The organism is Streptomyces sp. NPDC018045, from assembly GCF_044327445.1.
In the GTDB taxonomy this organism is placed as follows: Bacteria; Actinomycetota; Actinomycetes; order Streptomycetales; family Streptomycetaceae; genus Streptomyces.
The window spans coordinates 1-21,840 of the sequence record NZ_JBIRFL010000040.1; the positions used below are offsets into that span (position 1 = coordinate 1).

The 21,840-nt window shown below is 71.8% G+C and carries 24 protein-coding genes and 1 pseudogene; 11 read left to right on the forward strand and 14 right to left on the reverse strand.

Going from position 1 to position 21,840, the window contains the following annotated elements; all coding sequences use genetic code 11:
- From ACH4EB_RS36510 to ACH4EB_RS36535, 6 genes and pseudogenes are all read left to right on the forward strand, one after another.
- A pseudogene (locus ACH4EB_RS36510) lies at positions 1-479 on the forward strand (hypothetical protein); the annotation flags it as partial.
- A gap of 107 nt (positions 480-586) precedes the next feature.
- Entirely contained in the window at positions 587-1,867 is a 1,281-nt protein-coding gene (locus ACH4EB_RS36515) for a hypothetical protein (RefSeq protein ID WP_398352722.1), read from the forward strand.
- Positions 1,854-3,356: an SCO6880 family protein gene (locus ACH4EB_RS36520; protein ID WP_398352724.1), complete on the forward strand. Its 1,503-nt coding sequence runs from the start codon at positions 1,854-1,856 to the stop codon at positions 3,354-3,356. The genes ACH4EB_RS36515 and ACH4EB_RS36520 overlap by 14 nt, the downstream gene beginning before the upstream one ends.
- 37 nt (positions 3,357-3,393) lie before the next feature.
- On the forward strand, positions 3,394-4,860 hold the full coding sequence (locus tag ACH4EB_RS36525) for an ATP/GTP-binding protein (RefSeq protein ID WP_398352726.1): 1,467 nt from the start codon (positions 3,394-3,396) through the stop codon (positions 4,858-4,860).
- Entirely contained in the window at positions 4,857-6,617 is a 1,761-nt protein-coding gene (locus tag ACH4EB_RS36530) for a type IV secretory system conjugative DNA transfer family protein (RefSeq protein ID WP_398352728.1), read from the forward strand. Before ACH4EB_RS36525 ends, ACH4EB_RS36530 begins: the two co-directional genes overlap by 4 nt.
- On the forward strand, positions 6,614-7,144 hold the full coding sequence (locus ACH4EB_RS36535) for a DUF4913 domain-containing protein (protein WP_398352729.1): 531 nt from the start codon (positions 6,614-6,616) through the stop codon (positions 7,142-7,144). The genes ACH4EB_RS36530 and ACH4EB_RS36535 overlap by 4 nt, the downstream gene beginning before the upstream one ends.
- Before the next feature lie 64 nt (positions 7,145-7,208).
- On the opposite strand, the gene ACH4EB_RS36540 is transcribed toward ACH4EB_RS36535, so the two are convergent.
- The 3 genes from ACH4EB_RS36540 to ACH4EB_RS36550 are packed head-to-tail and all read right to left on the reverse strand — an operon-like array spanning position 7,209 to position 11,263.
- Positions 7,209-9,356 carry a hypothetical protein gene (locus tag ACH4EB_RS36540; protein WP_398352731.1) on the reverse strand — a complete coding sequence of 716 codons (2,148 nt, stop codon included), beginning with the start codon at positions 9,354-9,356 and terminating at the stop codon, positions 7,209-7,211.
- Positions 9,357-9,383: 27 nt separating this feature from the next.
- Positions 9,384-10,868 carry a relaxase/mobilization nuclease domain-containing protein gene (locus ACH4EB_RS36545; protein ID WP_398352732.1) on the reverse strand — a complete coding sequence of 495 codons (1,485 nt, stop codon included), beginning with the start codon at positions 10,866-10,868 and terminating at the stop codon, positions 9,384-9,386.
- Complete coding sequence (locus ACH4EB_RS36550) at positions 10,865-11,263, reverse strand: hypothetical protein (protein WP_398352733.1); 399 nt, start codon at positions 11,261-11,263, stop codon at positions 10,865-10,867. Before ACH4EB_RS36550 ends, ACH4EB_RS36545 begins: the two co-directional genes overlap by 4 nt.
- Positions 11,264-11,557: 294 nt before the next feature.
- Here ACH4EB_RS36550 and ACH4EB_RS36555 point away from each other — a divergent pair, with 294 nt between their 5' ends.
- The gene (locus ACH4EB_RS36555; RefSeq protein WP_398352735.1) at positions 11,558-11,944 is read left to right on the forward strand and encodes a hypothetical protein; all 387 of its coding nucleotides are present in this window, start codon (positions 11,558-11,560) and stop codon (positions 11,942-11,944) included.
- A 417-nt stretch (positions 11,945-12,361) separates the two neighbouring features.
- Positions 12,362-12,856, forward strand: a complete 495-nt coding sequence (locus ACH4EB_RS36560; protein ID WP_398352737.1) for an HNH endonuclease — start codon at positions 12,362-12,364, stop codon at positions 12,854-12,856.
- 249 nt (positions 12,857-13,105) lie between these two features.
- Here the strand turns inward: ACH4EB_RS36560 and ACH4EB_RS36565 are convergent, their stop codons facing one another.
- The 9 genes from ACH4EB_RS36565 to ACH4EB_RS36605 all read right to left on the reverse strand — a co-directional run bounded on the left by ACH4EB_RS36565 (position 13,106) and on the right by ACH4EB_RS36605 (position 18,967).
- Positions 13,106-13,636, reverse strand: a complete 531-nt coding sequence (locus ACH4EB_RS36565; RefSeq protein ID WP_398352738.1) for a hypothetical protein — start codon at positions 13,634-13,636, stop codon at positions 13,106-13,108.
- 39 nt (positions 13,637-13,675) lie between these two features.
- Positions 13,676-14,377: a hypothetical protein gene (locus ACH4EB_RS36570; RefSeq protein ID WP_398352740.1), complete on the reverse strand. Its 702-nt coding sequence runs from the start codon at positions 14,375-14,377 to the stop codon at positions 13,676-13,678.
- Between the two features lie 82 nt (positions 14,378-14,459).
- Positions 14,460-15,056, reverse strand: a complete 597-nt coding sequence (locus ACH4EB_RS36575; RefSeq protein WP_398352742.1) for a hypothetical protein — start codon at positions 15,054-15,056, stop codon at positions 14,460-14,462.
- An 8-nt stretch (positions 15,057-15,064) separates the two neighbouring features.
- Complete coding sequence (locus ACH4EB_RS36580; protein ID WP_398352744.1) at positions 15,065-15,673, reverse strand: hypothetical protein; 609 nt, start codon at positions 15,671-15,673, stop codon at positions 15,065-15,067.
- A 230-nt stretch (positions 15,674-15,903) separates the two neighbouring features.
- Positions 15,904-16,212, reverse strand: a complete 309-nt coding sequence (locus tag ACH4EB_RS36585) for a hypothetical protein (RefSeq protein ID WP_398352745.1) — start codon at positions 16,210-16,212, stop codon at positions 15,904-15,906.
- Positions 16,213-16,268: 56 nt separating this feature from the next.
- The gene (locus ACH4EB_RS36590) at positions 16,269-17,207 is read right to left on the reverse strand and encodes a hypothetical protein (protein ID WP_398352747.1); all 939 of its coding nucleotides are present in this window, start codon (positions 17,205-17,207) and stop codon (positions 16,269-16,271) included.
- Between the two features lie 27 nt (positions 17,208-17,234).
- Positions 17,235-18,002 (reverse strand): hypothetical protein, encoded by a 768-nt coding sequence (locus tag ACH4EB_RS36595; RefSeq protein WP_398352749.1) that lies wholly within the window; start codon positions 18,000-18,002, stop codon positions 17,235-17,237.
- Positions 17,999-18,406, reverse strand: a complete 408-nt coding sequence (locus tag ACH4EB_RS36600; protein ID WP_398352750.1) for a hypothetical protein — start codon at positions 18,404-18,406, stop codon at positions 17,999-18,001. Before ACH4EB_RS36600 ends, ACH4EB_RS36595 begins: the two co-directional genes overlap by 4 nt.
- 3 nt (positions 18,407-18,409) lie before the next feature.
- The gene (locus ACH4EB_RS36605) at positions 18,410-18,967 is read right to left on the reverse strand and encodes a hypothetical protein (RefSeq protein WP_398352752.1); all 558 of its coding nucleotides are present in this window, start codon (positions 18,965-18,967) and stop codon (positions 18,410-18,412) included.
- Between the two features lie 415 nt (positions 18,968-19,382).
- Here ACH4EB_RS36605 and ACH4EB_RS36610 point away from each other — a divergent pair, with 415 nt between their 5' ends.
- Together ACH4EB_RS36610 and ACH4EB_RS36615 are read left to right on the forward strand one after the other, a co-directional pair.
- The gene (locus tag ACH4EB_RS36610) at positions 19,383-19,730 is read left to right on the forward strand and encodes a hypothetical protein (RefSeq protein ID WP_398352754.1); all 348 of its coding nucleotides are present in this window, start codon (positions 19,383-19,385) and stop codon (positions 19,728-19,730) included.
- Positions 19,731-19,809: 79 nt separating this feature from the next.
- A complete protein-coding gene (locus ACH4EB_RS36615; RefSeq protein ID WP_398352755.1) occupies positions 19,810-20,229 on the forward strand; it encodes a hypothetical protein in 420 nt (139 codons plus the stop codon).
- A 55-nt stretch (positions 20,230-20,284) separates the two neighbouring features.
- Here ACH4EB_RS36615 and ACH4EB_RS36620 read toward each other — a convergent pair whose 3' ends face one another.
- Positions 20,285-20,755 (reverse strand): hypothetical protein, encoded by a 471-nt coding sequence (locus ACH4EB_RS36620; RefSeq protein ID WP_398352756.1) that lies wholly within the window; start codon positions 20,753-20,755, stop codon positions 20,285-20,287.
- Positions 20,756-20,933: 178 nt separating this feature from the next.
- Here ACH4EB_RS36620 and ACH4EB_RS36625 point away from each other — a divergent pair, with 178 nt between their 5' ends.
- A complete protein-coding gene (locus tag ACH4EB_RS36625) occupies positions 20,934-21,359 on the forward strand; it encodes a hypothetical protein (RefSeq protein WP_398352758.1) in 426 nt (141 codons plus the stop codon).
- Between the two features lie 82 nt (positions 21,360-21,441).
- On the opposite strand, the gene ACH4EB_RS36630 is transcribed toward ACH4EB_RS36625, so the two are convergent.
- A complete protein-coding gene (locus ACH4EB_RS36630; RefSeq protein ID WP_398352760.1) occupies positions 21,442-21,789 on the reverse strand; it encodes a hypothetical protein in 348 nt (115 codons plus the stop codon).
- Positions 21,790-21,840 lie beyond the last annotated feature (51 nt).

A 21,840-nucleotide genomic window follows, 5' to 3' on the forward strand; every position in this document is an offset into this window, starting at 1 on the left:
ACTGGTCCCTGATCTACACGGTGACGGTGCCCGCGTCGAAGAGCGCGGGTCCGGCGGTCACGGAGGGGGACGTGGCACGCTGCTACGCGCACACGCCCACCGGCGCCCTGCTCGCCGTCGCACAGATCACCGCCCGCTACGTCTGGGCGCCGGGCTGGGCGACGGTCACCGAGCGCCAGACCACCGGCGACGGTAAGGCGGCCTACCTCCAGGCACGCAAGAAGGTGGAGGCCAGCACCGGGCCCGCGACGCCGGAGGCAGACCGGCACGGACAGCTGGCGGCCTTCAAGTTCGTGACGTACGGCGCGGACACGGCCGTCATTCAGCTGGTGCACCGTTTCTCGACCGGCCGCCTCGTCATGACGCCGGTCACTGCGGTGTGGCAGGGCGGTGACTGGGTGCTGTCCCTGTCCGCGTCACCGGCACCGCAGGTAACCCTGACCTCCCTTCAGGGCTATGTCCCGTTCGGGGGTGTGTGATGCCGTCGGGCGACCCCTGCGACGTCCTTTCGAACCTGCCGCCCGGTGCGCCTGATATCGGGTGGGTGGCGGGGTGTGATGACCCCCTGACAAACGGGGTCAAGAACGTGGTGAAAGGCACGTTCGACAGCATCGCGGAAAGCTTCGGAGAGGCTGCCGCCAAATTCCTTCAGGTGGTCACCAGTTCCTGGCTGCGACTCGACGGCGCGCAGATAAGCGACGAGAGCGGGCCGATAGCCTTCCTCCTGGACAACACCCGGTGGCTGGTCGCGTGGATGGCCGTGTTGTCCCTGCTGCTCGCATCTATCCGCATGGCCTGGCAGCGCAAGGGCCAGCCCGCCAAAGAAGCGTTTGAGGGCCTGGTACGGCTGGTCGTTGTCACCGGCATGTCCGTGGGCGTCTTCAACGCGCTGGTATTGGCGGGCGACAAGTTCAGCATCTGGATCGTCAACCGCTCCCTCCAGTGCGGGGGCGGGGACGGCTGCGGCAAGGAATTCGGCAAAATGCTGCTGGCGGCGACGGTGGCCAACCCGCAGCTGGGCCCGGCCGTCATCTTCTGCCTGGGCTTCCTGGCCATTCTCGGCTCCGTGATCCAAATTTTCCTGCTGCTCGTCCAGAAAGCGACACTCCCCCTGCTGGCGGGCACGATGCCGCTCGCGGCGGCGGCCTCCTCCACAGCGGCCGGACGCAGCTGGCTGCAGAAATCCATCGGCCTGAGCGTCGCCCTGATCCTGTACAAGCCGGCGGCCGCCATCGTCTACGCGGCCGCCTTCAACCAGATGGTCTCCGGCAAGTCCAGCGGAGGCCAGTCCGCCGACATAATGGGCGCGCTGTCCGGCGTCATGCTGCTGGTGCTGGCGGCGTTCACCCTTCCGGCCATGATGCGCATGGTCATGCCGATGGCCGCCGCGGCGGCCGGCGGCGCGGGCGGGGCCGCCTCCCTCGGCACGGTCGGTTCCTCCGTCGCACAGGGCGCCGTCATGGTCAAGTCCGCCGGGGCCTCCAAGGCGGCCAAGGGAGCCGGAGCGGCCAAGGGAGCAACGCAGGCGTCTGGAGCATCACCCCCCAACAGCGGCAAGGTTCCCGCCCAGGGGGGCCATAGCAGCGGCAAGGACGGGCCCGGCGGAGCCGGGGCGTCCGGCAGCAAGCAGAACGGCCCCGGCGCCCGCGACGGCGGCGCCCCGGCCGCGCAGCAGCCTGCCGGCGGACCGCAGGGCGCCCAGCAAAACGGCGCCCAGCCCGGCACCGGACCACAGGGCGCCCAGCCCGGCACCGCCCAGCCCGGCCCGCAGGGCGGCAACTCCAAGGGCCCGTCCGGCTCCTCGGCGACGCCCGCCGCCGGGTCCGCACCGCACACGGAAGGGGGCGGCCCCCGTGGCAGCCGCTGAACAGACCGAAAATCCCACCTACGGAAACTGGCGCCGTCCCCGGCCTGCGGGACTGTTCAGTCTCGGACTCGCCCCGACCATGCTGCTCTTCGGCGGCCTGGTGCTCGTCGTCCTGCTGACGCTGGTCTCCATCTGGGCGGGCCTGGCCGCCCTGGTGCTGCTCCTGGTCGGGCTGGCACCGCTGGCCGTCCGCGACAAGCACGGACGCACCGGCGGACAGCGCATCCTGGCCAGGGTCGCGTACGCCAGGGCCCGGCGCTCGGGCAGCACGCTGTACCGCTCCGGCCCGCTGGGCCGTACCGGCTACGGCACTCACATGCTGCCGGGCCTGGCCGCACAGTCCACGCTGACCGAAGCACAGGACGCCTACGGGCGGCCGTTCGCCCTGCTGCACTACCCCCGCACCAATCATCACGTCGTGGTGATCTCCACCGACGCGGACGGGTCCGCGCTGGTGGATCAGCAACAGGTAGATACCTGGGTGGCGCACTGGGGCGCCTGGCTGGCCGGCCTCGCCCACGAACCGAGCCTGGTCGGGGCGAGCGTGACCGTGGAGGCAGCACCCGATTCCGGGATCAGGCTGCGCAAAGAGGTCCACGGGAACATTGCCCCGGACGCGCCGGAGCTGGCCCGAAAGGTCCTCGCGGACATCGTGGACAGCTACCCGGCCGGCTCCGCCTCGATCACCACCCGGATCGCACTGACCTACTCCGGAGCCGCCCGCAACGGGCGTCCGCGCCAGAGTCCCGAAGACATGGCCCTGGAGTTGGGCAACCGGCTACCGGGTCTGACTGAGGGGCTGGCCATGACCGGGGCGGGCGCCGCCCGCCCGATGGACGCGGCCGCCCTGGCGGAGGCGGTGCGCATCGCCTATGACCCCACCGTCGCATCACTGATCGATCAGGTCCGCTCCAGCGGCGCGGACACCGAGCTGACGTGGACGGACGCCGGGCCGTCGGCCCATGAGGCGCACGAGGAACGGTACTGGCACGACGGGGCGTGGTCGGTGTCCTGGGCCATGTCCTCGGCGCCGCGCGGGGAGGTGTACTCCAACGTGCTGACCAAATTCCTGCTGCCGCACCCGGACATCGCACGCAAGCGGGTCACGCTGCTGTACCGGCTGCACGACCCGGCCCGGGCCTCGGCCATTGTCGAACAGGACCGGCTCAACGCCCGGTTCCGCGTCAACAATTCCGACGTCGCGCGGGCCCGGGACCACGTCGAAGTACGGGCCGCGGAGAAATCAGCGGAGGAGGAAGCGACCGGCGCCGGCGTGACCCGGTTCGGACTGCTGGCCACGGCCACCGTGCTGGACCGGGACCGGCTGCCGCTGGCGGTGGCCGCGACCGAGAACCTGTCGGGTCCGGCCCGGATCGCCCTGCGGCGCGTCTACGGCTCGCAGGATGCCGCCTTTGCCGCGGCCCTGCCGATCGGGCTGGTGCTGCCGCTGCACGTGGCCGTGCCGCAGGCCGTACGCGACGCGATGTGACCGACTTACCCGCACTGCTGACCGAAGGGGGCCCGTGATGGCTCGTACAGCTGATACACCGACACAACGGCAGCCGCGCCGCCCGGGCCTGCGGGGCTGGTCCGGACGCGGCGGCGGTGCCGCCGCCTACCTGGAGCCTGCGCCGGAGTGGCGCGGCACCACTGTGCAGGTCTGCGGCCTGTGGCCGTACGGCGCCGGGTCCGGCACTCCCGTGGTCGGGGTGCCGATCGGCCGCCACATCTACACCGGCTCCACCGTGTGCTGCGACCCCGTCTCCTGGTTCCAGCGCTCCGGACTGATCAGCAACCCGTCCGCTTTCGTGCTGGGCCGCCCCGGGCTGGGCAAATCCACGCTCATCCGCCGTATGGCGCTCGGCCTGAGCGGTTTCGGTGTCCAGCCGCTGGTTTTCGGGGACCTGCGGCCGGACTACGTGGACCTCATCCGGGCCCTGGGCGGGCAGGTCATCGCCCTGGGCCGCGGGCGCGGATACCTCAACATCCTCGATCCGGGTGAGGCGTCCACAGCGGCGGCCCGGCTGACCGGGGACGCCCGCCGCGCCCTGGAGGCCGACGCGCACGGGCGGCGGCTGAATGCGGTTGCCTCGCTCATCACGGTGCTGCGGACCACCCCGCCGGACGCGCGGGAAGAGACGTTGCTGGCGGTCGCCTTGCAGATCCTCGATGACCGGCACCCCGGCGTGCCGGTGCTCGCGGACCTCCTCCAGGTCTTCAAGGACGCGCCGCCGGACCTGCGGGCGGTGGCCCTGGACCGGGGTGATCTGGACCGCTACCGGGACGTGACGGAGAATCTGGAATCGTCGCTGACCTCGCTGCTGGGGCGCGGCCGGCTGGGCGAGATGTTCGCCCACCCCACCACGGAACCGATGCGCTCGGACCGTCCGGTCTGTTTCGATATTTCCTCGATCGATGACTCCGACACCTCGTTGCAGGCGGCCGCACTGCTGGCCTGCTGGTCCTACGGGTTCGGCTCCATCGCCGTGGCCCAGGCCCTGGCGGATGCCGGACTGGAGCGCCAGCAGCACCGGTTTGTGATCCTCGATGAGCTGTGGCGGGTGTTGCAGGCCGGACAGGGCCTGGTGGACCGCATCAACGCGCTGACCCGCCTCAACCGGCGCAAGGCGGTGGGCCAGGTCATGGTGACCCACAGCATGGAGGACCTGTTGGCCCTGCCTCATCCGGAGGACCGGGCCAAAGCATCCGGTTTCGTGGAGCGATCGGGCCTGGTCATCACGGCCGGGCTGCCCCGTAAGGAAATGGGCTCCCTGTCCCGCGTCGTGGAAATGACCAGTGTGGAAGAACAGCTCCTCGACAGCTGGGCCTCGCCGCCCAGCTGGGACCCCGAGCTGAACCGGGAGGCGGACCCGCCCGGCCGCGGCAATTTCCTGATCAAAGTGGGCAGCAAGCCGGGCATTCCGGTGCACGTCGAACTGACAGAGGCGGAGCGGGCCATCAACGACACGAACCACAGGTGGCGGACAGCATGAGCGCGACATCCAAGCGGCGCGGCCCGGGAGAGGTTCCGCCGTACCTGGTGCCTGGCTTCTTCGGGTTCCTGTTCCTGGCGGTCGGTGCCCTGTGGCTGGCGGCGCTCGTCGGCGCCGGGCGGGCGGGCCTGCCCGCCCCGCCCGCCAACCCCTTCTCCCTGCCGTTCCTGCTCATCGCCGGCACCTACACCTGGCCCGGCCTGTGGGCCAACATCACTCTGGGCCTGGAGACGGCGGCGGTCGCGGCCGCGGCCGCCCTGGTGGTCCGCGCCGTCCGCAAGCGGCGCAAAGGCCGCCTGCCCATCGACGCGGCCGCCCGCCACATGGCCAAGGGCCGGGAGCTGGAGAAGATTTCCGGGCAGGGGGCGCGGGCCACGGCCACCCGGCTGGGCATTCCCGCCGACCGGGTGCCGGGCGTCTTCCTCGGCAACGCCGTCTACGGAGGCACCCCGCTGTACGGGTCGGTGGAGGACACCCACGTACACATCTGGGGCCCCCGGACGGGCAAGACGACGCGCCTGGCGGTCCCCCCGATGCTCGACCACAAGGCGGCGCCCTGCCTGGTGACCTCCAACCGGCGGGACATCGTGGACGCCACCCGCCTGCCGCGCAGCCAGCACGGGCAGGTGTGGGTCTTCGACCTACAAGGGCTGATCGGAGAGGAACCCACCTGGTACTACGACCCGCTGTCCTACGTCACCGACATCACTCGGGCTACGCAGCTGGCCGCGGCCTTCGCCTCCAACAGCCGGTCCGCCGGGGCCCGCACCGATGCCTACTTCGAACCGGCCGGACAGAAATTGCTGGCCAACCTCCTGTTGGCGGCGAAACTCGGGGACAAGCCCATCACGACCGTCTACGAGTGGGTATCGGACAGTAACGAGGACGAACCGGAGCGGATTTTGTCCGGGGCCGGGCCACAGTACCGGCTGGCGGCCAAGGCGGTTCTGTCCGTGCTCAACCTGCATGAGAAACAGCGCGGCGGCATCTACGGCACGGCCGAACAGATGGCGTCGTGCCTCCAGGACCCGGCCCTGGCTCCGTGGATCACCCGGGGGACCGGGCTGGACAAGCGCCCGGCCTTCGATCCGGCCGCGTTCGTACGCGGTACCGACACCCTGTATCTGATCTCCAAGGACCGGCAGGGCTCGACCGGCGCCCTCATCACCGCGCTGACGCTGGCCGTGTGTGAGGCGGCCGAGGAGTACGCCAGCCGCTCCCCGCGCGGCCGGCTGCCGGTGCCGCTGCTGGGCGTCCTCGATGAAGCGGCGAATGTGTGCCGCTGGGAGGATCTGCCCAGCGTCTACAGCCACTACGGCTCACGCGGTATCAACTTGATGACGATCCTTCAGTCCTGGGACCAGGGAGTTGAAGCCTGGGGTGAGCACGGTATGGCCAAACTCTGGTCCTCGGCCAACGTGCGCACCTACGGCGGCGGCGTCTCCGATGACGGGCTGCTGTCGATGCTGAAAAAGCAGATCGGCAGCTACGAACGGCCCGCGTACTCGCACTCCCGCCAGCCGGGCAACGGCGGCGGCCTGTTCGCCTCCAACCGTTCGGTCAGTGTGTCCGAACGGGAGGAGGCGATCGTCGATTATGACGATTTGGCGGCCATGCCGCAGGGCCGGGCGGTCCTCCTGGCCTCCGGCACCCGGCCGGTTCTCATGCAAACCGTAGGCTGGTGGGAACACCCGGACGCGGCACTGGTCAACGCATCCCTGAAGAGGCACGACCCGGGGGCACTGAGCACATCGTGAACCTTGACGACGAATGGGCCGACTTCGGCGACACTGCCGAGCAGCAGGCGCCGCCGCCCGGCCCGCCGAGCAAACCGCCGGACGGCCCGAAGAAGCCAGGCCGCAAGAAGCGGAAGAAGAAAGCCCAGGAGCCGCCGCCCGAGCTGGTGTTTCCGACCGTCGCCGACTTCGTTGCCGACTTCCTTGCGCCGACCGTTCGCCGCAACCTCAGACGGCCCACCGTCACCTGGTGCCCGGCGTGGTGGCGGCACCCGGAGGCGGTCACCCGCCTGACAGCACTGTGGCGGGCCTGGGAGCATCTGCGCCACGACCCGGCCCTGGGCATGTCCGTCTGGTGGCTGCACCATGCCGATCCGCACCTGCGGGTCCTGATGGACAAAGACGCCGGGCCGCTGTCCGCCTGCACTCCGGAAGGGCACCGCGCCTATGCCCACGGTCCTCTGCCGGTGGAGACGCCGGACGCGGCCTTGTGGCTCTCTCCCGCGTTCAGCGCCGCCCCGCCCGCTGCGGACGGTTCCGGCGCCTGAGACGGGCATATAGCAGTGCGGGCGGGCCGGTTACCGGTCCGCCCGCACTGCTGTGTGCCGTGCTCTAGAGCTCTAGTGTCGCCTCACGCTGCCGGTCGGCTCCGGGGCCGGACACGGACCGGGAGGCGCGTGCGGCCGGCGGCTGGGCCACGGCAGCCTCCGGGCCGTCGGGATAGGACATTTCCGCGAGCCGGACCGCGTCGGCCGCCTCCCGGTCCTCCAGGGCCTCGCGGGCCTCGGCCGCCTCCCGACGGCGCTGCTCCTCCTGCTGCGCGCGCTCCCCGACCACATCGTCATCCATGGGGCTCCGGTAGGGCACTTCCGGGTCCGAAGGTTCGAGCTCGTCCGTCAGGTCTAGCACGTTGTCCGGCTCCTGGTACGCCGCTTCCGAACCCGCACGGGCGGGCGTATCCGTCGCCTCCCGGCGCGGCGCCTCGGCGGCCCTCTCCGCCTGGACCGGCACAGCGGCGGGCACCGCCGCCAGGTCGGTGGAACCCTCGGTGGCCAGCACCTTCCATACCCGCTCCTCCGCCGGAGCGGCCGCCAGGTGCTCGATGGTCTCGGCGGCCGCCGGCGGGGCCTCCTGCCCCCAGCGCCGGGCGAACTCGGCGCGCAGCTCCTCGACCGCCGCGCCGCTGTTCTCCGCGTACACCCGGGCCAGGGTTTCCGGGGCCTGGCCCTCCACCCACGTGGCCTGCTCGATGAGCAGACGGCCGCGCACGATACCGGTGTCGGCCTGCTCACGCAGCTGAGCGGCCCGCTGCCGCTCGGCGTCGGCGTGTTCGCTGTCCGGCCGGGACTCCAGGTCCCGGGCGGCCGACAGGTCGTCGTAGGCGGCCTCGAACAGGTCCTGGGCCTCCATCCGCAGCTTCTCCCCGGCCTCGCCCAGGGGGACGGGGCGCCCTGCCTCCTTCAGGCCGCCGATGATGGCGGCGACCGTTTCCGCGGCGGCGTCCTGGGGGATCGCCATGTGGAAACGGCGTTCCACCTCGTCCCGGATGCTGGCCTGGGTCTCCGCGCGGGCGGCTCCCGGCTCCCATTGGGCCACGTGGTCCCACACACCGGCGATTTCCCGGGCGCTGGCCGTACGCCACCACTCCGTATCCAGGCTCTCGGACAGCCGCGCCGCGTCGTAGACGTGCCGGGGGTTTTCGCCGTGCATCTCGGCGGCGACGGCCGCCATCTGCAAGGCGGCATCAACCTGCTGCTGGCGCAGCTTCTCCAGCCCCTCCTGGATGTGCGCGAGGTTGCTGGTCAGCCGCTTGGCGTCGGCCGCCGAAAGGTCAGTGTCCTGGAGCTTGGTGGCGTACTCCTGGTATCGCTGAACGCGCCGGTTCTCGTCGGCCTCCATCTTCTCCAGTACCGCCTGGAGGGCACGCAAGTGTTCCGCGTGGGTCTCCGGCTGCGCGGTGCCGGCGGCCACCTCCTCCAGGCGGCGGCGGTCGGCCTCCAGGACGGCCGGGATGTCGGCGGCGTTGACCGTGGCGGCGGGCACGTGACCGGCGTCGGCCTGCCCGGTGTTCTCCACCACCTCCACCACGAATTCCCCGGCGGCCCGGCCCCGGGTCGTCTCCGCTCCGGCCTGCTGCTGCCAGGTCTCGTACTGCTGGGCCGCAAAGGTCTCCGCGCTGACGCCTGCCTCCGCCGCACCCTCTCCCCGGTACAGGATGCGCCCCTCGTTCTGGGCGTCCCGGATCAGGACGGCGTACGAGGTCTCCGGCGCCTGCTCGGCGGCCTGCCGGGCGGCCTCCAGCCGCTTGCGATACGCGGGGTCCACCAGTGTCACCAGACGGGCCAGGTCGCCGCCGCCGACCGGCCAGTCAGGCACCGTCAGCCCGTAGCGGTCGGCAAGCTGCTCCTTGAGGTGCTGGAGCGTGTGCGCGGCGTACGGGTCGCCGCCCGCCCACTCTGCGGCCGCCTGCCAGGTACGGCCCAGACGCTCCGGGTGCAGCGCCAGGTCTTTCCAGAACCGCTCTTGGTGGGCGGCCCGCAGCAGCGGTTCGGCCGCGGCCCGTTCGGCCCGCAGGCGCTCGGCCTCGGCGCGGGCCTTCGACGCCTCCGCCTCCAGCTCCCGCCGGTACATCTCCTCGCGCTGCCGGGCACGGTCCTCCGCCATGATCGCGGCCAGGGTGACAACGAGTTGTAGGACCTGCACGATTGCGTCACTGGATGCCGCGTATACCTCGCGCATGTCGTCATCGCGGACAGACATTCACAACCCCCTTTTACAGCGGGCCGGCTACCGGCCCCGCTCGTCGTGCCCGCGGCCCTCCGGCTCTTGCTCCGGGTGCTGCTGGCGGTAGCTGCCCGGGCCCGGGAGGGCGCCGGGGCTCTGCATCATCTGCTGACGTGCCTGCTGGAGCTCGGCCAGTCCGCCGCGTGCCTCGGCGGCGATGGCGCGCGCCTGGTCGCGCTCGTCGCGCGCCTGGTGCATGTCGTGCACCGCCCGCAGGACGTTGCGCAACTGCTGGACCATCAGGAACTGGCCCCACACGCCAGTACCGCCGCCCCTCGCGTACCACGTGACCATCGCGGCCCCCTTCAGTGCGCCGGGCCGCTCCGCGAGCGGTGCCCGGCGGTCCTCGTGCGTCCGTTGTGCCGAGCGTGCCAGGACATCGGCCGCCCGCGCGAGAGGGCCGGGCCGGGCCGTCTCCAGGCGGCCGCTCCACGCGGCCAGCACACCGGCCGTCTCCTGGGCGGCCTGGCTCCAGCGCACCGTGTCCTCCGGCGGGATGTCGGCGAGCCGTGCACGGGCGTCCGCGATCTGCTGCGCGGCCACCTCCCACGCGGCCTCGTCCCGCAGGGCCGCATTCACCCGGCGCCGCTCCCCGGCACCGCGCTCGGACCACACCGCGACCGCGGCCGCCGGGTCGCTGTCCGGCCACTGCTCGCGCAGTCGCGTCAGAGACAGGTCGCCAGCGAGTTTCCCGCCGCCGTACCACACCGGCTGCGCGCCCTCCGCGGGCTGAAGCGCCACTGAGTATCCCGTCACCTCGTCCCGGCCGCCGGAGGCGTACCGCGGCCGGGCGATGACACCGGTGCTGCGCAGCTGCCGCACGAAATCGGCCTCGTTGCCGGTGACGGCGGCGGCGGCCCGCACCCGCCGGGCCAGGGTGCGCCGGTCCGGCTCGGGCCGGCCGCGCCGGACGGCGGATTCCTGCTCCCCGCGCTTGATGCCGGGCACGGTCCGCCCGCCGCGGCCCTCGACCACTCGCAGGCCCATTTCGCGTTCCAGCGTGCCGCAGATCTGCTGCACCCGCGGATAGTCCCGCCAGACGCTGGCCTTGGTGCCGTCGTCCCGCACCAGGTTGACCATGAGATGGATGTGGTCGTTGCCGTCCTTGCTTGGCCCGTGGTGCACCGCCAGCCACCGGCACGGCGCCTTCCCCGATGCCTCGGAAAACCCCATGTCGTCCATGACCCGACGGGCCACCTGGGCCCATTGCTCGTCGCTGAGACGGCCGTCCTCGGGCGGCAGGGAGATCGAGCAGTGCCACACGTGCCCGCCCTTGACCTCGGTGCCGAACAGCTGGCGCGGCGCGTCGAACTCCCGCGCCAGGGCTTCCAGCTCGCCGGGGCCCCGGAAGTGCGGCCCGCCCTGGCCCACAATGCCCGCGTGAGAGGCGATCAGTCGCTGGTTGACGTGCTCGTTGAAACGGCCCGGACCGAACAGATACCCCACCAGTCCAGGGGCGTCCTCGCCGCGGGTGACGTTCGGCATCATGCGCGGTACTCCTGGGCCAGTTCCTCCACTCGCGCCGCAGCTGCCTCCGCCCGCGCCAGGACCGCACGGATCTGCACCGCCGGAACCGACACGTCGGAGTTCAGGGCCGCAGCAATCTGATTGACGTTGTTCGTCAGGTTCCCCAGCAGATGTTTCAGGCCGGTGAGTTCCGTGTTCAGTGCAGCGCGCTCGCTCTTCGTCAGCGGCGGCACGCCGATGGCGGCCTCGATCAGTGCCCGCGGCACGCTGATGCCCAACGCAACAGCACGTCCCTGGACCATCTGAAACTCGGCATCGTTCATGAGCACTTTGGTCACATGACGACGTCCGCCGGCCTCCCGCTTGTTCCGACCGCCGGGCGGCGCGGATCGACGCGGCGTCAACTCCTCGGCCACGGTCCGCACCTCCTCCAGCGAAGCGACCCCGTTCCGTCGGGGACCACACGCCCAGTGTGCCAGCACTCGCCGCCGCAAGGCGAGTGCGAAACGCGATCAGGTAACCTGATCGCCTAGCTTGCTCCCGCTGTGTGGCGGAGTGCTGCCCCCGGAAACCCCCGGCCCTTTCTCCGGTTAAAGAGCGGCGGCGTGAGCAAGCCGCTCAACTTCGGCAGACTGCCGTAGCCGCTCCGGCAGCATCGGCGTCGCCGTATCTGCGTGCGGGCTACCGCCACGCACCACTACTCTGCCGCCATGAGCTATGAAGAGGAATTGGCCGCCGTCCAGGCTGAAGCACAGCGACTCCTCAACGGTCGGCTGGAGATCGTCGCGGAACTCAAGGGCGCGGAGAGCGCGGAGCGGGAAGCCGAACTCGCCGTGCAGAGCGCCCGCACCACCAAAGCCACTGTCTGGGCCCGGGCGCTCAAGGCGGGCTGGTCCGAATCGGAGCTGCTGCGGCTGGGCTTCAAAAAGCCGACCGTCAAAGCACCCGGCCGCCCCGCCGGCAGTGGTACCAAGAAGTCCAAGAAGAGCGCCGCCATTCCGGCGCCGTCGGCCGGCGGTGACGCCGCATTGCGAACGGGTCCGCACGCCTCCTCTTCGCAGCCCGCATCCGATACCCCGGGTGTACCAAGCGTCTGACGCTTCGGCGGCCGCGCAGCGGCACCCCTGAGCGGTTTACGTGGCGGCACCGCCCCCGACTGCGGCGCCGCCGCGCGCCCGTCCAAACGGCCGTCTACGGAAGAGGTGGGCCCGTGGTCAGGGCCGTCTGCCGGGCCTGCGGGCACCCCGGGGTTGGGCGCCGTCCCGCGGCCGTCGTTCCTGCGGGCACGCGAACGGATCGGCGCTCCGGCCGGGGCGGGCGGGGGGGGCGGCTGCTGCCGCGCGGTGGTTGCGCCCGCCGTGGGCGCTCCGCTCAGCTCGCCGCCGTCGCAGAAACCATCCACGGACGAGAGGACCACAAGGATGCCGAGAGTGCCCGAAGCGGTCCGCCCGCCGGCCACGCCAGTGCCGCCTTGGGCGGCTCCGCGGGAATGGCGGCGCGTACGCTCCTTCACCGTGGTTACGTCGGCCTGCTGGATATGGACGGGTGCGGTCGCCGATGACGGATACGGGCGGCTGTGGGCCACGCCCAACACCACGGCGGCCGACGGTGCACGGGGCCCGGTGCTGAGTCCGGCGCGCTGGACGTGGCAGGCTCATCACGGGCCCATCCAGGCGGGCCTGGTCGTGCGGCACCAATGTGACCAGTCGCTGTGTGTACGCCCGGCCTGTCTGCTGCTGGGGGCGCCCGCGGACAATGCCCATGACGCGCTGCGACGCGATCGGCTCACGATTCCGGGGCGCACCGGAAAGGCCGATCGGCGCGGCACCCACCGGGCCGCCCTGGCGCTGCGCACGGCCGTCCTGAGGGCAGTCGAAGCCGGGGTTTACGAACCGGCCGCGCTGGCCGCCGTCGCCGCTCGGGTGCAAGCCGCCGGCGACCCGTACGCCAGTCAGCCGGAACTGCCGTCCCTGCCCCCGGGATTCTCGGCGCAGGGGCGGCTATTTTGACGCCCGCGGAAAACCTAACGGGACCCTGGCTGCGGGTCGGCACCCGTTAGGTTTTCCGCGGCGGCGAACCTCAGCGGCTGCGGTCCTCCTGCTTCCGGTCAGGCGGTCGGGGCATAGGCGGTGCGGTGGTGGGGCGTGTCGGTGTGCAACGGCCGGTAGATGGCCGGTTCGGGGGCGGTCAGGGAGAACAGTGCGGGCGGGCTCCTCGGACGGGAGCGGAACGGTGCTCCCGCCGGGGGCGGGCGGGGGCTAGCTGCTGGCGCGGCGCAGATGCTCCAAGAGATTCCGGGAGCCCTGGGCTTCGCTTTCGAGCAGGGTTACCACGTTCTCTTCGTAGTCGTCCAGGCGCATCCGACGGCTGTCCTGGGCGGCGGTTTCGCGGTCGCCGGGGCGGATGTCGTCTCCGGCAAGGGGGAGCAAGCCGGGTACGAGCGCGTCCAGGTGGTTGTAACAGGTGCGGCTGAGCACGGTGTTTCCCAGGCTCTCGTCCAGACAGGTGGGGGTGGTGCACAGACGGGTGACGGGGTCGATGTCGTTGCGGGTGTCGAGCCGGTAGCGCAGAACACTGAAGACGGTGACAATCGCGCCTTCGTCGTCGGCCCATTCGGTGGTCAGGGACAGGGTGCCGATGTCGCTGGGCATGCCTCCTAGACCCATGATGGCCTTGTCGTGGCCGACGGCGGCGTACAGAGCGGCGGCGGTGACGGGGGGCAGGGCCAGGGCGGCGCCGGCGGGGCTGGTGAGGGTGGCGCCGGGGGCGAGCAGTGCGGAGAGGTTCATGGTGGGCTCCGATCTGGGGAGGGGTTTCGCGGGGCGGGGTTATTCGAGGAGGTCAGCAATCCACCGGGCGACTTGGGCGACGTCGAGGACGACCGCGCCGGGGCGGCCGGTGTTGTTGATGCGCTCTTCGTCGTAGCGCTCGGGGGCAGGGCGCTCGCCTCGTCCGGCCATGCGTTTCCAGTCGGTCTCACGGGTGGCAACGGAGACCTGGAAAGCGGCGGCCTCGGGATGGGCGCGCTCCAGGCTGATGGCGGCGGTGGTGGGCAGCAGCTCGGCGACGGACAGCGGCTGGTCGTACGGCTGCGCGTACACGGCCTCCTCCAGCGTGACGCTGACCGGGCGACCGCTGCCGAAATACACGTGGACGCAGGTGGCGCCGCCGCGGGACAGGTGCCAGGCGGTCAGTTCGTGGCTGACGGCGTACCAGCCGCGGGCGTGCATGGCGGCGCGCATCTCGGCCCAGGTGGCGTCCGAGCGGCCGCGGCCGCTGAGGTAGACGACCACGGGCAGGGCGACGGGCGGCACGTCGCCCGCGGTCCGGCCCACGATCGCGGTCAGCAGTTTGCGGCTCTTTTGGCCCAGGTCATTGGCCATGGCGCTGACGGAGCGGCCGGCGGCGTGGGCGTCGCGGATGGTCTGTTCGTAGACGGTGTTGGCGTGGTCCTTGGCGGCGCGGGCGTCGCGGATGCGCTGGCCCCAGTCGGGGCCGGCTCCGTCGGGCCGGGCGGAAGTGGTGTCCATGCGGGTCCGTTCTTGCGGAGCGGCCGGGTGCGGACCGTACGGGCGGTACGGGCCGCACCCGGCCGCAGGGACTGGCGGCGGGTCAGGCGGTGGCGCGGGCGCGGGCGAAAGCGTGGAGGGTTTCCGGGCGCCACTGGGGCACGTCGCACACGTACCGGTCGGGGGCGGGCTGGCGGCGGGTCTGGCGCAGCTCGTCCCACTCCTGGGGGGAGAGGGGGCACCCCAGCTCGGTGCGCAGGTATTCCAGGACGGTGGAGGGCACCAGAGCGCGGTCGGCGGCGCCGGCGTCGGCGGACGGGACGCGCTCAATCTCCATGGCGTCGGAGTGGGGGAAGGGGGCGGCGGCGATGGGGTAGCCGTGCACGGGAATGGTGCGGATGGCGGCCTCCAGCCACTGGATTGGCCCCAGCCAGGTCGCGCCGCGGCGGGCGGGCAACCAGTCGGTCAGCGTCTGGCGCTCGGGGCGGGCGCCGATGGCGTCGGCGTCGGGGTGGGTGCCGTAGCGGTAGGCGAAATCGGAGCGCTCGCGCAGCAGGCGGCCGGTCTCGAAAACGACGGCGATGGGGCGGTGGCCGGTGCAGCGGGTGACGGCCTCGGCGAACGCACGGGCGCGGGGGGTGAGCTGGGTCAGATCGACGTCATAGACGCGGTCGTGCAGCTCGATCGGCACGGTGGTCACGGGGGGCCTCACTTGTGGTCGGCACCGGCGCGGGCCAGTGCGGCGTCGATGTCGGCAATCCGGGCAGCGAGCCGTGCGCGTTCAGCGGTCAGCGCGGCGACGTCGATCGTCTCGTCCACGATCGTGATGCGGGGGTCGTCGGGGACGGCGGCGCGGGGGATGTCGCGGACCTCCAGGACGGTGCCGGGCTCGGCGGCCAGGGAGGGGTAGCGCGTCGAGCCGCCCTGAGAGGCGAATCCGCCGCTGATCAGGACCACGCCCTGTCCCAGCCGGGGCGGCTCGTCCCGGTACCGGCGGATGACGATCTCCCGGCCCGCCAGGATGAGCCGGTCCAGGCGGTGCCCGCCGGCTCCCAGGCCGCCGATGCTGTACCGGACGGTGACGGTGTCGGCCTCGTCGGCGGAGCTGCCGTCGGTGCCGAACACTTCGCGGGCCAGTTCGCGGACACGGTCCTCGTCGCGGGAGTCGAAGTGCCAGCACTTGGCGGCCTGGTCCCATTTGCCGCCGAGATCCTTGCAGCTTTGGACCATGTCCGCGTTGTAGGGGGAGACGAGTGCGATGCGGCCGACGTTCGGGCCGGTGTCGAGCTGGATGACGCGGATGGTGGGGCCGGGCATGGCGGTCCTCCGTTCCGGGGGGGCTCCTTCACCCCCCTTGTACCCAAAGGCTACAGGGGCTGTACCCATTGGGTACAGCCCCTGTGCGGGTTCTTTCTTGAGGAACCCTCAGAAACCAGGCCAGCAGTGCCGCGGCCCGTTAGGTTTGTTGCTGCTGTTCCCGGCTACGGCGCGCGGGCGCCTACGCCGCGTCGGCCTTGTACCGGCGTCCGCCGCTCCGGTGTGCCCGGTCAGCTCGATACCGGATTCCCCCAGGGCGGTGCCTCGCTGTGCCGTCGACGGGTCTCGTAGACCAGTTCCGCGGCGTCGTTGATCCGGGTGAAGTCGGCGCAACAGGGCGGGCAGTCCGCGGCGTGGCGCACGTGGGCGGCGGCGCGGACCTCCTCCCGTCCGTCCATGTCCCGCACCCGTACGAATCCGCCCTCGGCCCAGAGAACTTCTTCGCCGAATCCGTACGGCGGCACGGCGACGACATCGCCGGCCGCGAAGTGCCCGGACTGTTCCCACGGGGGGTGGAAGGCGGGACGTTTGCGCTTCATGCTGTGAGGCTCCTTGGTGGTGTTCGTGCGGGCGTTGCCGCCCATGGCCGTGCGGGTCAGGCGGCGGTCCCGCGTTGCGGAAGAGCGGCCACGGCGGCGTCTTTCGCGGACTCCAGGGAGGCGGTGAAGGCGTTCGCGACGGCTGCGGCCTCTGCGGTCAGTCCGTCCAGCTCGGCGACGGCCAGATCGTCCCGCGCGGTGCGGGCCAACAGGTCCAGCACGTCCCCGCTGCCGTCCGTGAGGGCCTGGACCTGTTCCCATGCGAGTAGGCGCGTGTCGGCCTCGGCGACCTGCCGGGCGTAGCGCTCCATCGCCTCGATGCGCCGCTCCACGCCCGCGCGGCTCTCGTGCAGGGTGCGGGCCCGGGCGTCCAGCAGCCGCGCTACGGTCCCGTCTGCTGGCTCGTCCGGCGCTTCGCCGACGAGCCGGGTGTAGGTGTGCAGGCTCTCCGCAATTTCCCATTCCTGTTGTGGGAACACGAGTTCGTTGCGCTGCCGGTCAAGGAAACCGCGGGCGTGGACGCGCGACCCGGTAACGGTGCGGGCGGCGGTCTGCGCCCGTCGCAACAGGGCCTTAGCCTCCTCGTTCAGGTCCAGCGGCAGTACGCATTGATGCCGCAGGCTGTGAATCCTGCGGGCTTCGGCGTTGCGTGCGGCCGCCCTGGAGGCGTGGAACCCTGCCGCTCCGATGACGACGGCAGCGGCAACGCCTGACCCCGTGAAGCCGACGGCAATAACCCACTGAACCACCTTGTCCAGGGCCTGGGGGTTCCCGTCGGAGCGCGTCATGAGGGAAAGGAAGAGAACCCCGGCGGCCACAGGCAGCACATACACGGCCCCCAGACCGCCGGTGTGCAGGAACTCCGCCGCGGGGCTCTCCCGGTACGGCCCGGTCCGCAGCTGCGAGGGGCGGGCGTGCCGGAGCAGCTGCTGTTCCTCTGGCGTCAGTTCCGGGTTGATCACACGGTCCGGCGCGCGGCCCGGTTCATCGGTCATTTCTTGCTCCTCGTTGGTCCCGCTCGCTCATGCGGCGGGCTCCTGGGGCGGGTCGGTGCGGGCGGTGTCGTCCAGGGCGGCGCGGGCCGCGTCGGCCCATCCGGCCAGGCCGGGGGGCGGGGCGCCGGGGCGGGCGGTGCGGGCGGCGGCGAGCAGGGCGGCCACGCCGTCGCCGGTGAGCCGGTGCACGCGGTTTTCCAGGGTGTTGGAGGGGTTGGCGTAGCGGCCGTTGACGTTCTGGCGGGTCTGGTCCAGGTCGGCGCCGATGGCCTGCCAGGTGACGCCGTGGGCCTGGGCGTGGGCGACGGCCAGGGGCTCGGCCAGGTCGGCCAGGGCGCGCAGCCGGCGGACGGCGGCCAGGGCGGCGCGGGGGCGCTCGGCGGCCAGTTCGCCGAGGACGGCGGCCAGGGCGGCGAGCGGCTGCCGGGTGGTCTGGGGGAGGTCGGTGCGGAACACGGCCTCGGCGTGCCAGGTCCACTCTCGGCGGGCGTCGTCGCCGGCCCAGTCCCAGCGGTCGCCGTACGGGGTGTCGTGGCGGCCGCCGTCCGGGTCGAAGGCGACGCGGACACCGGTCCAGCCGCAGCTACAGGCGGGCTCCAGGGCCCGGGGCAGCGGCAGGGTGGCGGCGTCGGGCCCGTCCCAGGTGCCGCCGGGCGCCTGCGGGTCGTCGGTGAACCGGCGGTCGATGCGGGCGCCGCCGCGCTGGTACTGGGCAATGGTGCCGTCGGCCAGCACGCCACGGCAGTAGCCGGTGTGCCGGGCCGGGGCGGTGTCGGCGGGGTGCGTCCAGGTCACGGCCGGGCCTCCGCCTGCGCGCGGGCGGGCACGGCGCCGGGCATGCCGTCGTCCCAGATGAATTCGCCGTTGTCGTGGCGGCCGCCGTGGCCGGGCTCCCCGGCGCACTGCTGCCACTCGCCCAGCAACTCGGGCTCGAACCCCTGCGACTGCGGATCGTGCGGCAGGTACAGCGCGCCGCAGGTGTCCGGCTCGGGGGCGGGGGCGGGCGGGAAGACACCGGCGGCGCTCAGCGCGTCGGTCACCATCTCCGCGGCGGCGGCGCCGGGCAGCTGGAGGCGGTAGCGGTGGGCGGCGGCGGTGAGCCGGGCGTAGGCGGCCTCGTACTGGGGCCAGGTCAGGACGCGCAGCGGGGGCGGCAGCTGGGGAAGGTCGGTTCGGGCGGGGTCGGTGGGCTGGGTCATGGGCTATGCCTCCGTCTGCGGGCGGGCGGGGACGGCGCCGGGGTCGCCGTCGTCCCATTCGGTGTCACCGGCGGCGTGCTCGTGGCCGGGGTGGCCGGGTTCGTCGGTGCACTGCTGCCACTGGCCCAGCAGCTCCGGGCCGAACTCCTCGGCGTCGTGCGGCAGGTACCGCGCGCCGCACGTGTCCGGGGCTGGGCCGGGCGGCGGGAGGAAGATTCCGGCGGCGGCCAGGGCGTCACAGCTGATCTCGTCGGCGGCCTCGCCGCGGACGCCGCGGCGGCGGGCGGCGGCGCGTACGGCGTCGTGGACGGCGCGCGCCTGGCGGGGGGTGAGGATGCGCAGCGGCGCGGGGAGGTGCGGGGGACTGGGAACCCGTCCGGCGCGGGCCAGGGCGTCGAAGAGGGCGCCGGGGGGCATCTCGGCCCAGTGGGCGCCGACGACCCGCGCCATATCGTCGCGGAACCGTTCGGGGGTGGTGCCGGTCTGGGCGAGCTGCGCGCGGAGGACGTCTTCCGCCGTGCGCGGCCCGTCGGACGCCGCAGGTGTCGGATTACTTGACATGGCGGCAGCCTGTCAGGTGATCTTGCACCGCACAAGGCTTGGCAAGGATTCTTGACAACACACCCCCGCACGGCGAGTTTTCCGATACGTTCGAGGAATCGGTAAACACGCCGTGCGAGGTTCTGGCTACCAATGGTTGTGCATGAAACCGTCCGCGCCGATCGGTACGGACGGCCCCCACTATGCAGCGCACGCGGGTAACCCGCGCGCGCAATGAGCGGTGCCGGGCCCCTCTCGTTTACCTCAAGCCGGGCCGCGGAGCTGCGGGGTACCGTCATCGCCATGTTCAGTAAGGGAGGGAGCCGACGATGATCAACATCGTGGGTAGGTGGGTCGCACGCCGCAGAGCCTGCCGTATCGCCGTGGCGGGGCGCCGACCACGTACGGGGGCCCGGGTCGCCTGCTGGGCGCGGCCATGATGCCAGCTCGTGACCTGCTGTGCCTGCTGCTGCTGACCGGCGGGCTCGTCGGGTTCTTCGCCTGGGTGCAGCGCCGCAACCGGCCGCTGGGGACCGGCTCCGCCACGGTGACCCTGTCCGCTGAGGTCCGCCGGCACACTGTGCGGCTGCGCAAGCCGGGCCGATGGGCTGCGCGCGCCTTCGCCGGGTGCCTGCTGGCCGGCTGGGCGTTTGCCATGCTGCTCGCCGATGACCTGCCTGCGCGGCTGGGCGCCGTCGCTCTTCTCGGTCTGTTCGGACTGTCGGCCGCAGACACCATGCGGCGTATTCGGCAGGCCCGGGAGGACTGGCGCCACCTGGAGTAGGGCATCCTTCGCGGGCACGGCTCGTTGGTCTGATATGGACAGTGCCCAGAAGACGAACGACAGAGCTTGGGACGGCAGGATGCCCCCTGAGGAACTGCGTGAACTGCTCGGCCCGGAGACGGACAGCTGGCTGTCCGCCGGGGGCCTGCACTGCGTCCGCGCCGGGGAACAGGTGCAGGTCTGGCATGGTGGCGAACTGGTCGGGTTCACGGAGCCATCGGAGGAGTTCCCCACCATGCGGACCTATCGCGTTGTGCTCGCACAGCGGCCGATGGGGCACCCGTGGTCGGTCGCCTACCCGGCCGGATTCCTGCCGCCCGATCCGCTGTGGAGCCAGTACACGGAACGGCTGCGGTGGCTCCCTGCCGACCACCCGTCCCGGCCGGAAGAGGGCCTGGACCGCGCCGCGTTCCACGCACTTGTGGAAGCCTGCGGCGGCGTGACCACCAATGGGGACAGGGGAAAGGCGGCGCGCGGCGCCGGCCGCGCGGGAGACTAGCGCGCCGGGGCACGCTGCCACTGACAGGGGGCCGCCCATATCGGTAGGCCGTGTCCTACCGAAAGGCTTTGCTACGAGGATGCCGTTCCCGGTCAGCCTTCACGTGCTGCCGCCATCGCTTCTCATGAGCTGCCCAACGCTCCAACACCTCGATGACGCAATCCGAGCGTTCCGCGTCCTGCTGATCCTGATTTTCCAGCTCCCGGGTTGCTGCTTCCCGTTCCTCCGGTGTCATGGCTGCCCGCTGGGCAACAGCGGCTTCCCACTCGGCCTTTAGCTTCGGATTACGTGCCAGAACTTCGGCGTGGTCAATGCTGGTCTCGTCCGGCTCGTTTCCGAAGTTCGCGGCCTGCTCGTCGGTCATCAGAGCCTTCGCCAGACCCCACCATCGTTCGAAGGTCTGGCCATACGGCTGTGGGTGTTCAGCTGCCAGAAGCTCAGTCAGCGCCTCGGCCTTGAAGCACGACGGCAACGTGTCGATGACAGCAAGGAGTGTGGGCGGGCAGTCCGGGTTCGCTGGTTCCATCCCCGCACTGTGCCACTCCCTCTAACCTCGTAGTCCGGCATTCACGAAACCCGGCCGCCCGTGGCCTGCGGCACCGGCCGCGCGGGAGACCAGCGCGCCGGGGCACGCTGCCACTGACACCGAGCCAAAGGGGGGGCCGACCATGGAAGCGCCCGAGACCGAAACGCCATCCGGGTGGATGGGCGATTATGCCGACGCGGTAGAGAGCGAGTTGACCGCCCGTGGCCTGCTGGCGGAGTCGTTTTCCGGCTGGACCGACCACGGGCCGGACCCGGACCCGGACCGGGCGGAACCGTACGCCGCCTGGGCGTTCGCCCGGGACCCGCGGGACCTGCGGCTGAACAGCCCGGGAAGGGCGGCCGTCCTGGCGCCCGCCTGGACCAGCGCCCTGGTGGTCGTGGCCTTCGACGCCCGGGACCGCTGGCAGTGGCACGGCCGCGGCCCCGCATGGCGGCCCCGCAACTGGGGGCGGCGCTGGGTCGGGGACTGGCGGCCGCTGCTGGATGCGCCCCTGCCGGGCCCGGCCGCCGTCGTGGACGCCGTCGAGTGCCTGCTGGCCCACCGACTCGGCGCGCTGCCGTACCGCGTCCGTGCCTGTTTCTGAACCTTCGGTACGGGCTGGCTCGATCACAGCGGCGCCGAACTGTACGCGGAGGTGCGTCGGTTCGGTCGGGTCCTGACCCGGCTCACCCGGCGTATTCGTCCTCGGCGCGCAACTGCTCCTTCACCTCCTGATACAGAGCGTCCAACCTGAGCGATTCCCCGTCGGCTGCCCACCGGGCGGCCTCCTCGGTCCGCTGCCTGGCGCGGCGGGCGGCCCGCTGTTCGCGGCGTTCCTGGGCCCGGTGGCGGGCCTCGGCCAGCCATGGCGGGGCCTCGGCGGACAGGGCCCGGGCCTCGGCCACGGTGACGGTGTACGCGGCGCCCCGGGCTCGTACCAGGTCCCGGTAGGGGATCTCCAGGGCCGCGGCGGCGAGGTGTGCACCCAGGACACGGTCGGGCCGCCCTTTGCGCAGCTTGCTTGCTCGGCTCATGGAGCCTGCCCTTTCTTCCGCCTGTCGTAGACCGTACTGGCCGGGTGGCAC

Coding starts and splice junctions, on each gene's coding strand:
- ACH4EB_RS36630 (WP_398352760.1), bottom strand. CDS start 21,789: ATGAGCCGAGCAAGCAAGCTGCGCAAAGGGCGGCCCGACCGTGTCCTG.
- ACH4EB_RS36620 (WP_398352756.1), bottom strand. CDS start 20,755: ATGGAACCAGCGAACCCGGACTGCCCGCCCACACTCCTTGCTGTCATC.
- ACH4EB_RS36570 (WP_398352740.1), bottom strand. CDS start 14,377: ATGGACACCACTTCCGCCCGGCCCGACGGAGCCGGCCCCGACTGGGGC.
- ACH4EB_RS36555 (WP_398352735.1), top strand. CDS start 11,558: ATGAGCTATGAAGAGGAATTGGCCGCCGTCCAGGCTGAAGCACAGCGA.
- ACH4EB_RS36605 (WP_398352752.1), bottom strand. CDS start 18,967: ATGTCAAGTAATCCGACACCTGCGGCGTCCGACGGGCCGCGCACGGCG.
- ACH4EB_RS36530 (WP_398352728.1), top strand. CDS start 4,857: ATGAGCGCGACATCCAAGCGGCGCGGCCCGGGAGAGGTTCCGCCGTAC.
- ACH4EB_RS36600 (WP_398352750.1), bottom strand. CDS start 18,406: ATGACCCAGCCCACCGACCCCGCCCGAACCGACCTTCCCCAGCTGCCG.
- ACH4EB_RS36565 (WP_398352738.1), bottom strand. CDS start 13,636: ATGAACCTCTCCGCACTGCTCGCCCCCGGCGCCACCCTCACCAGCCCC.
- ACH4EB_RS36615 (WP_398352755.1), top strand. CDS start 19,810: ATGCCCCCTGAGGAACTGCGTGAACTGCTCGGCCCGGAGACGGACAGC.
- ACH4EB_RS36540 (WP_398352731.1), bottom strand. CDS start 9,356: ATGTCTGTCCGCGATGACGACATGCGCGAGGTATACGCGGCATCCAGT.
- ACH4EB_RS36585 (WP_398352745.1), bottom strand. CDS start 16,212: ATGAAGCGCAAACGTCCCGCCTTCCACCCCCCGTGGGAACAGTCCGGG.
- ACH4EB_RS36580 (WP_398352744.1), bottom strand. CDS start 15,673: ATGCCCGGCCCCACCATCCGCGTCATCCAGCTCGACACCGGCCCGAAC.
- ACH4EB_RS36525 (WP_398352726.1), top strand. CDS start 3,394: ATGGCTCGTACAGCTGATACACCGACACAACGGCAGCCGCGCCGCCCG.
- ACH4EB_RS36545 (WP_398352732.1), bottom strand. CDS start 10,868: ATGATGCCGAACGTCACCCGCGGCGAGGACGCCCCTGGACTGGTGGGG.
- ACH4EB_RS36625 (WP_398352758.1), top strand. CDS start 20,934: ATGGGCGATTATGCCGACGCGGTAGAGAGCGAGTTGACCGCCCGTGGC.
- ACH4EB_RS36610 (WP_398352754.1), top strand. CDS start 19,383: ATGATGCCAGCTCGTGACCTGCTGTGCCTGCTGCTGCTGACCGGCGGG.
- ACH4EB_RS36590 (WP_398352747.1), bottom strand. CDS start 17,207: ATGACCGATGAACCGGGCCGCGCGCCGGACCGTGTGATCAACCCGGAA.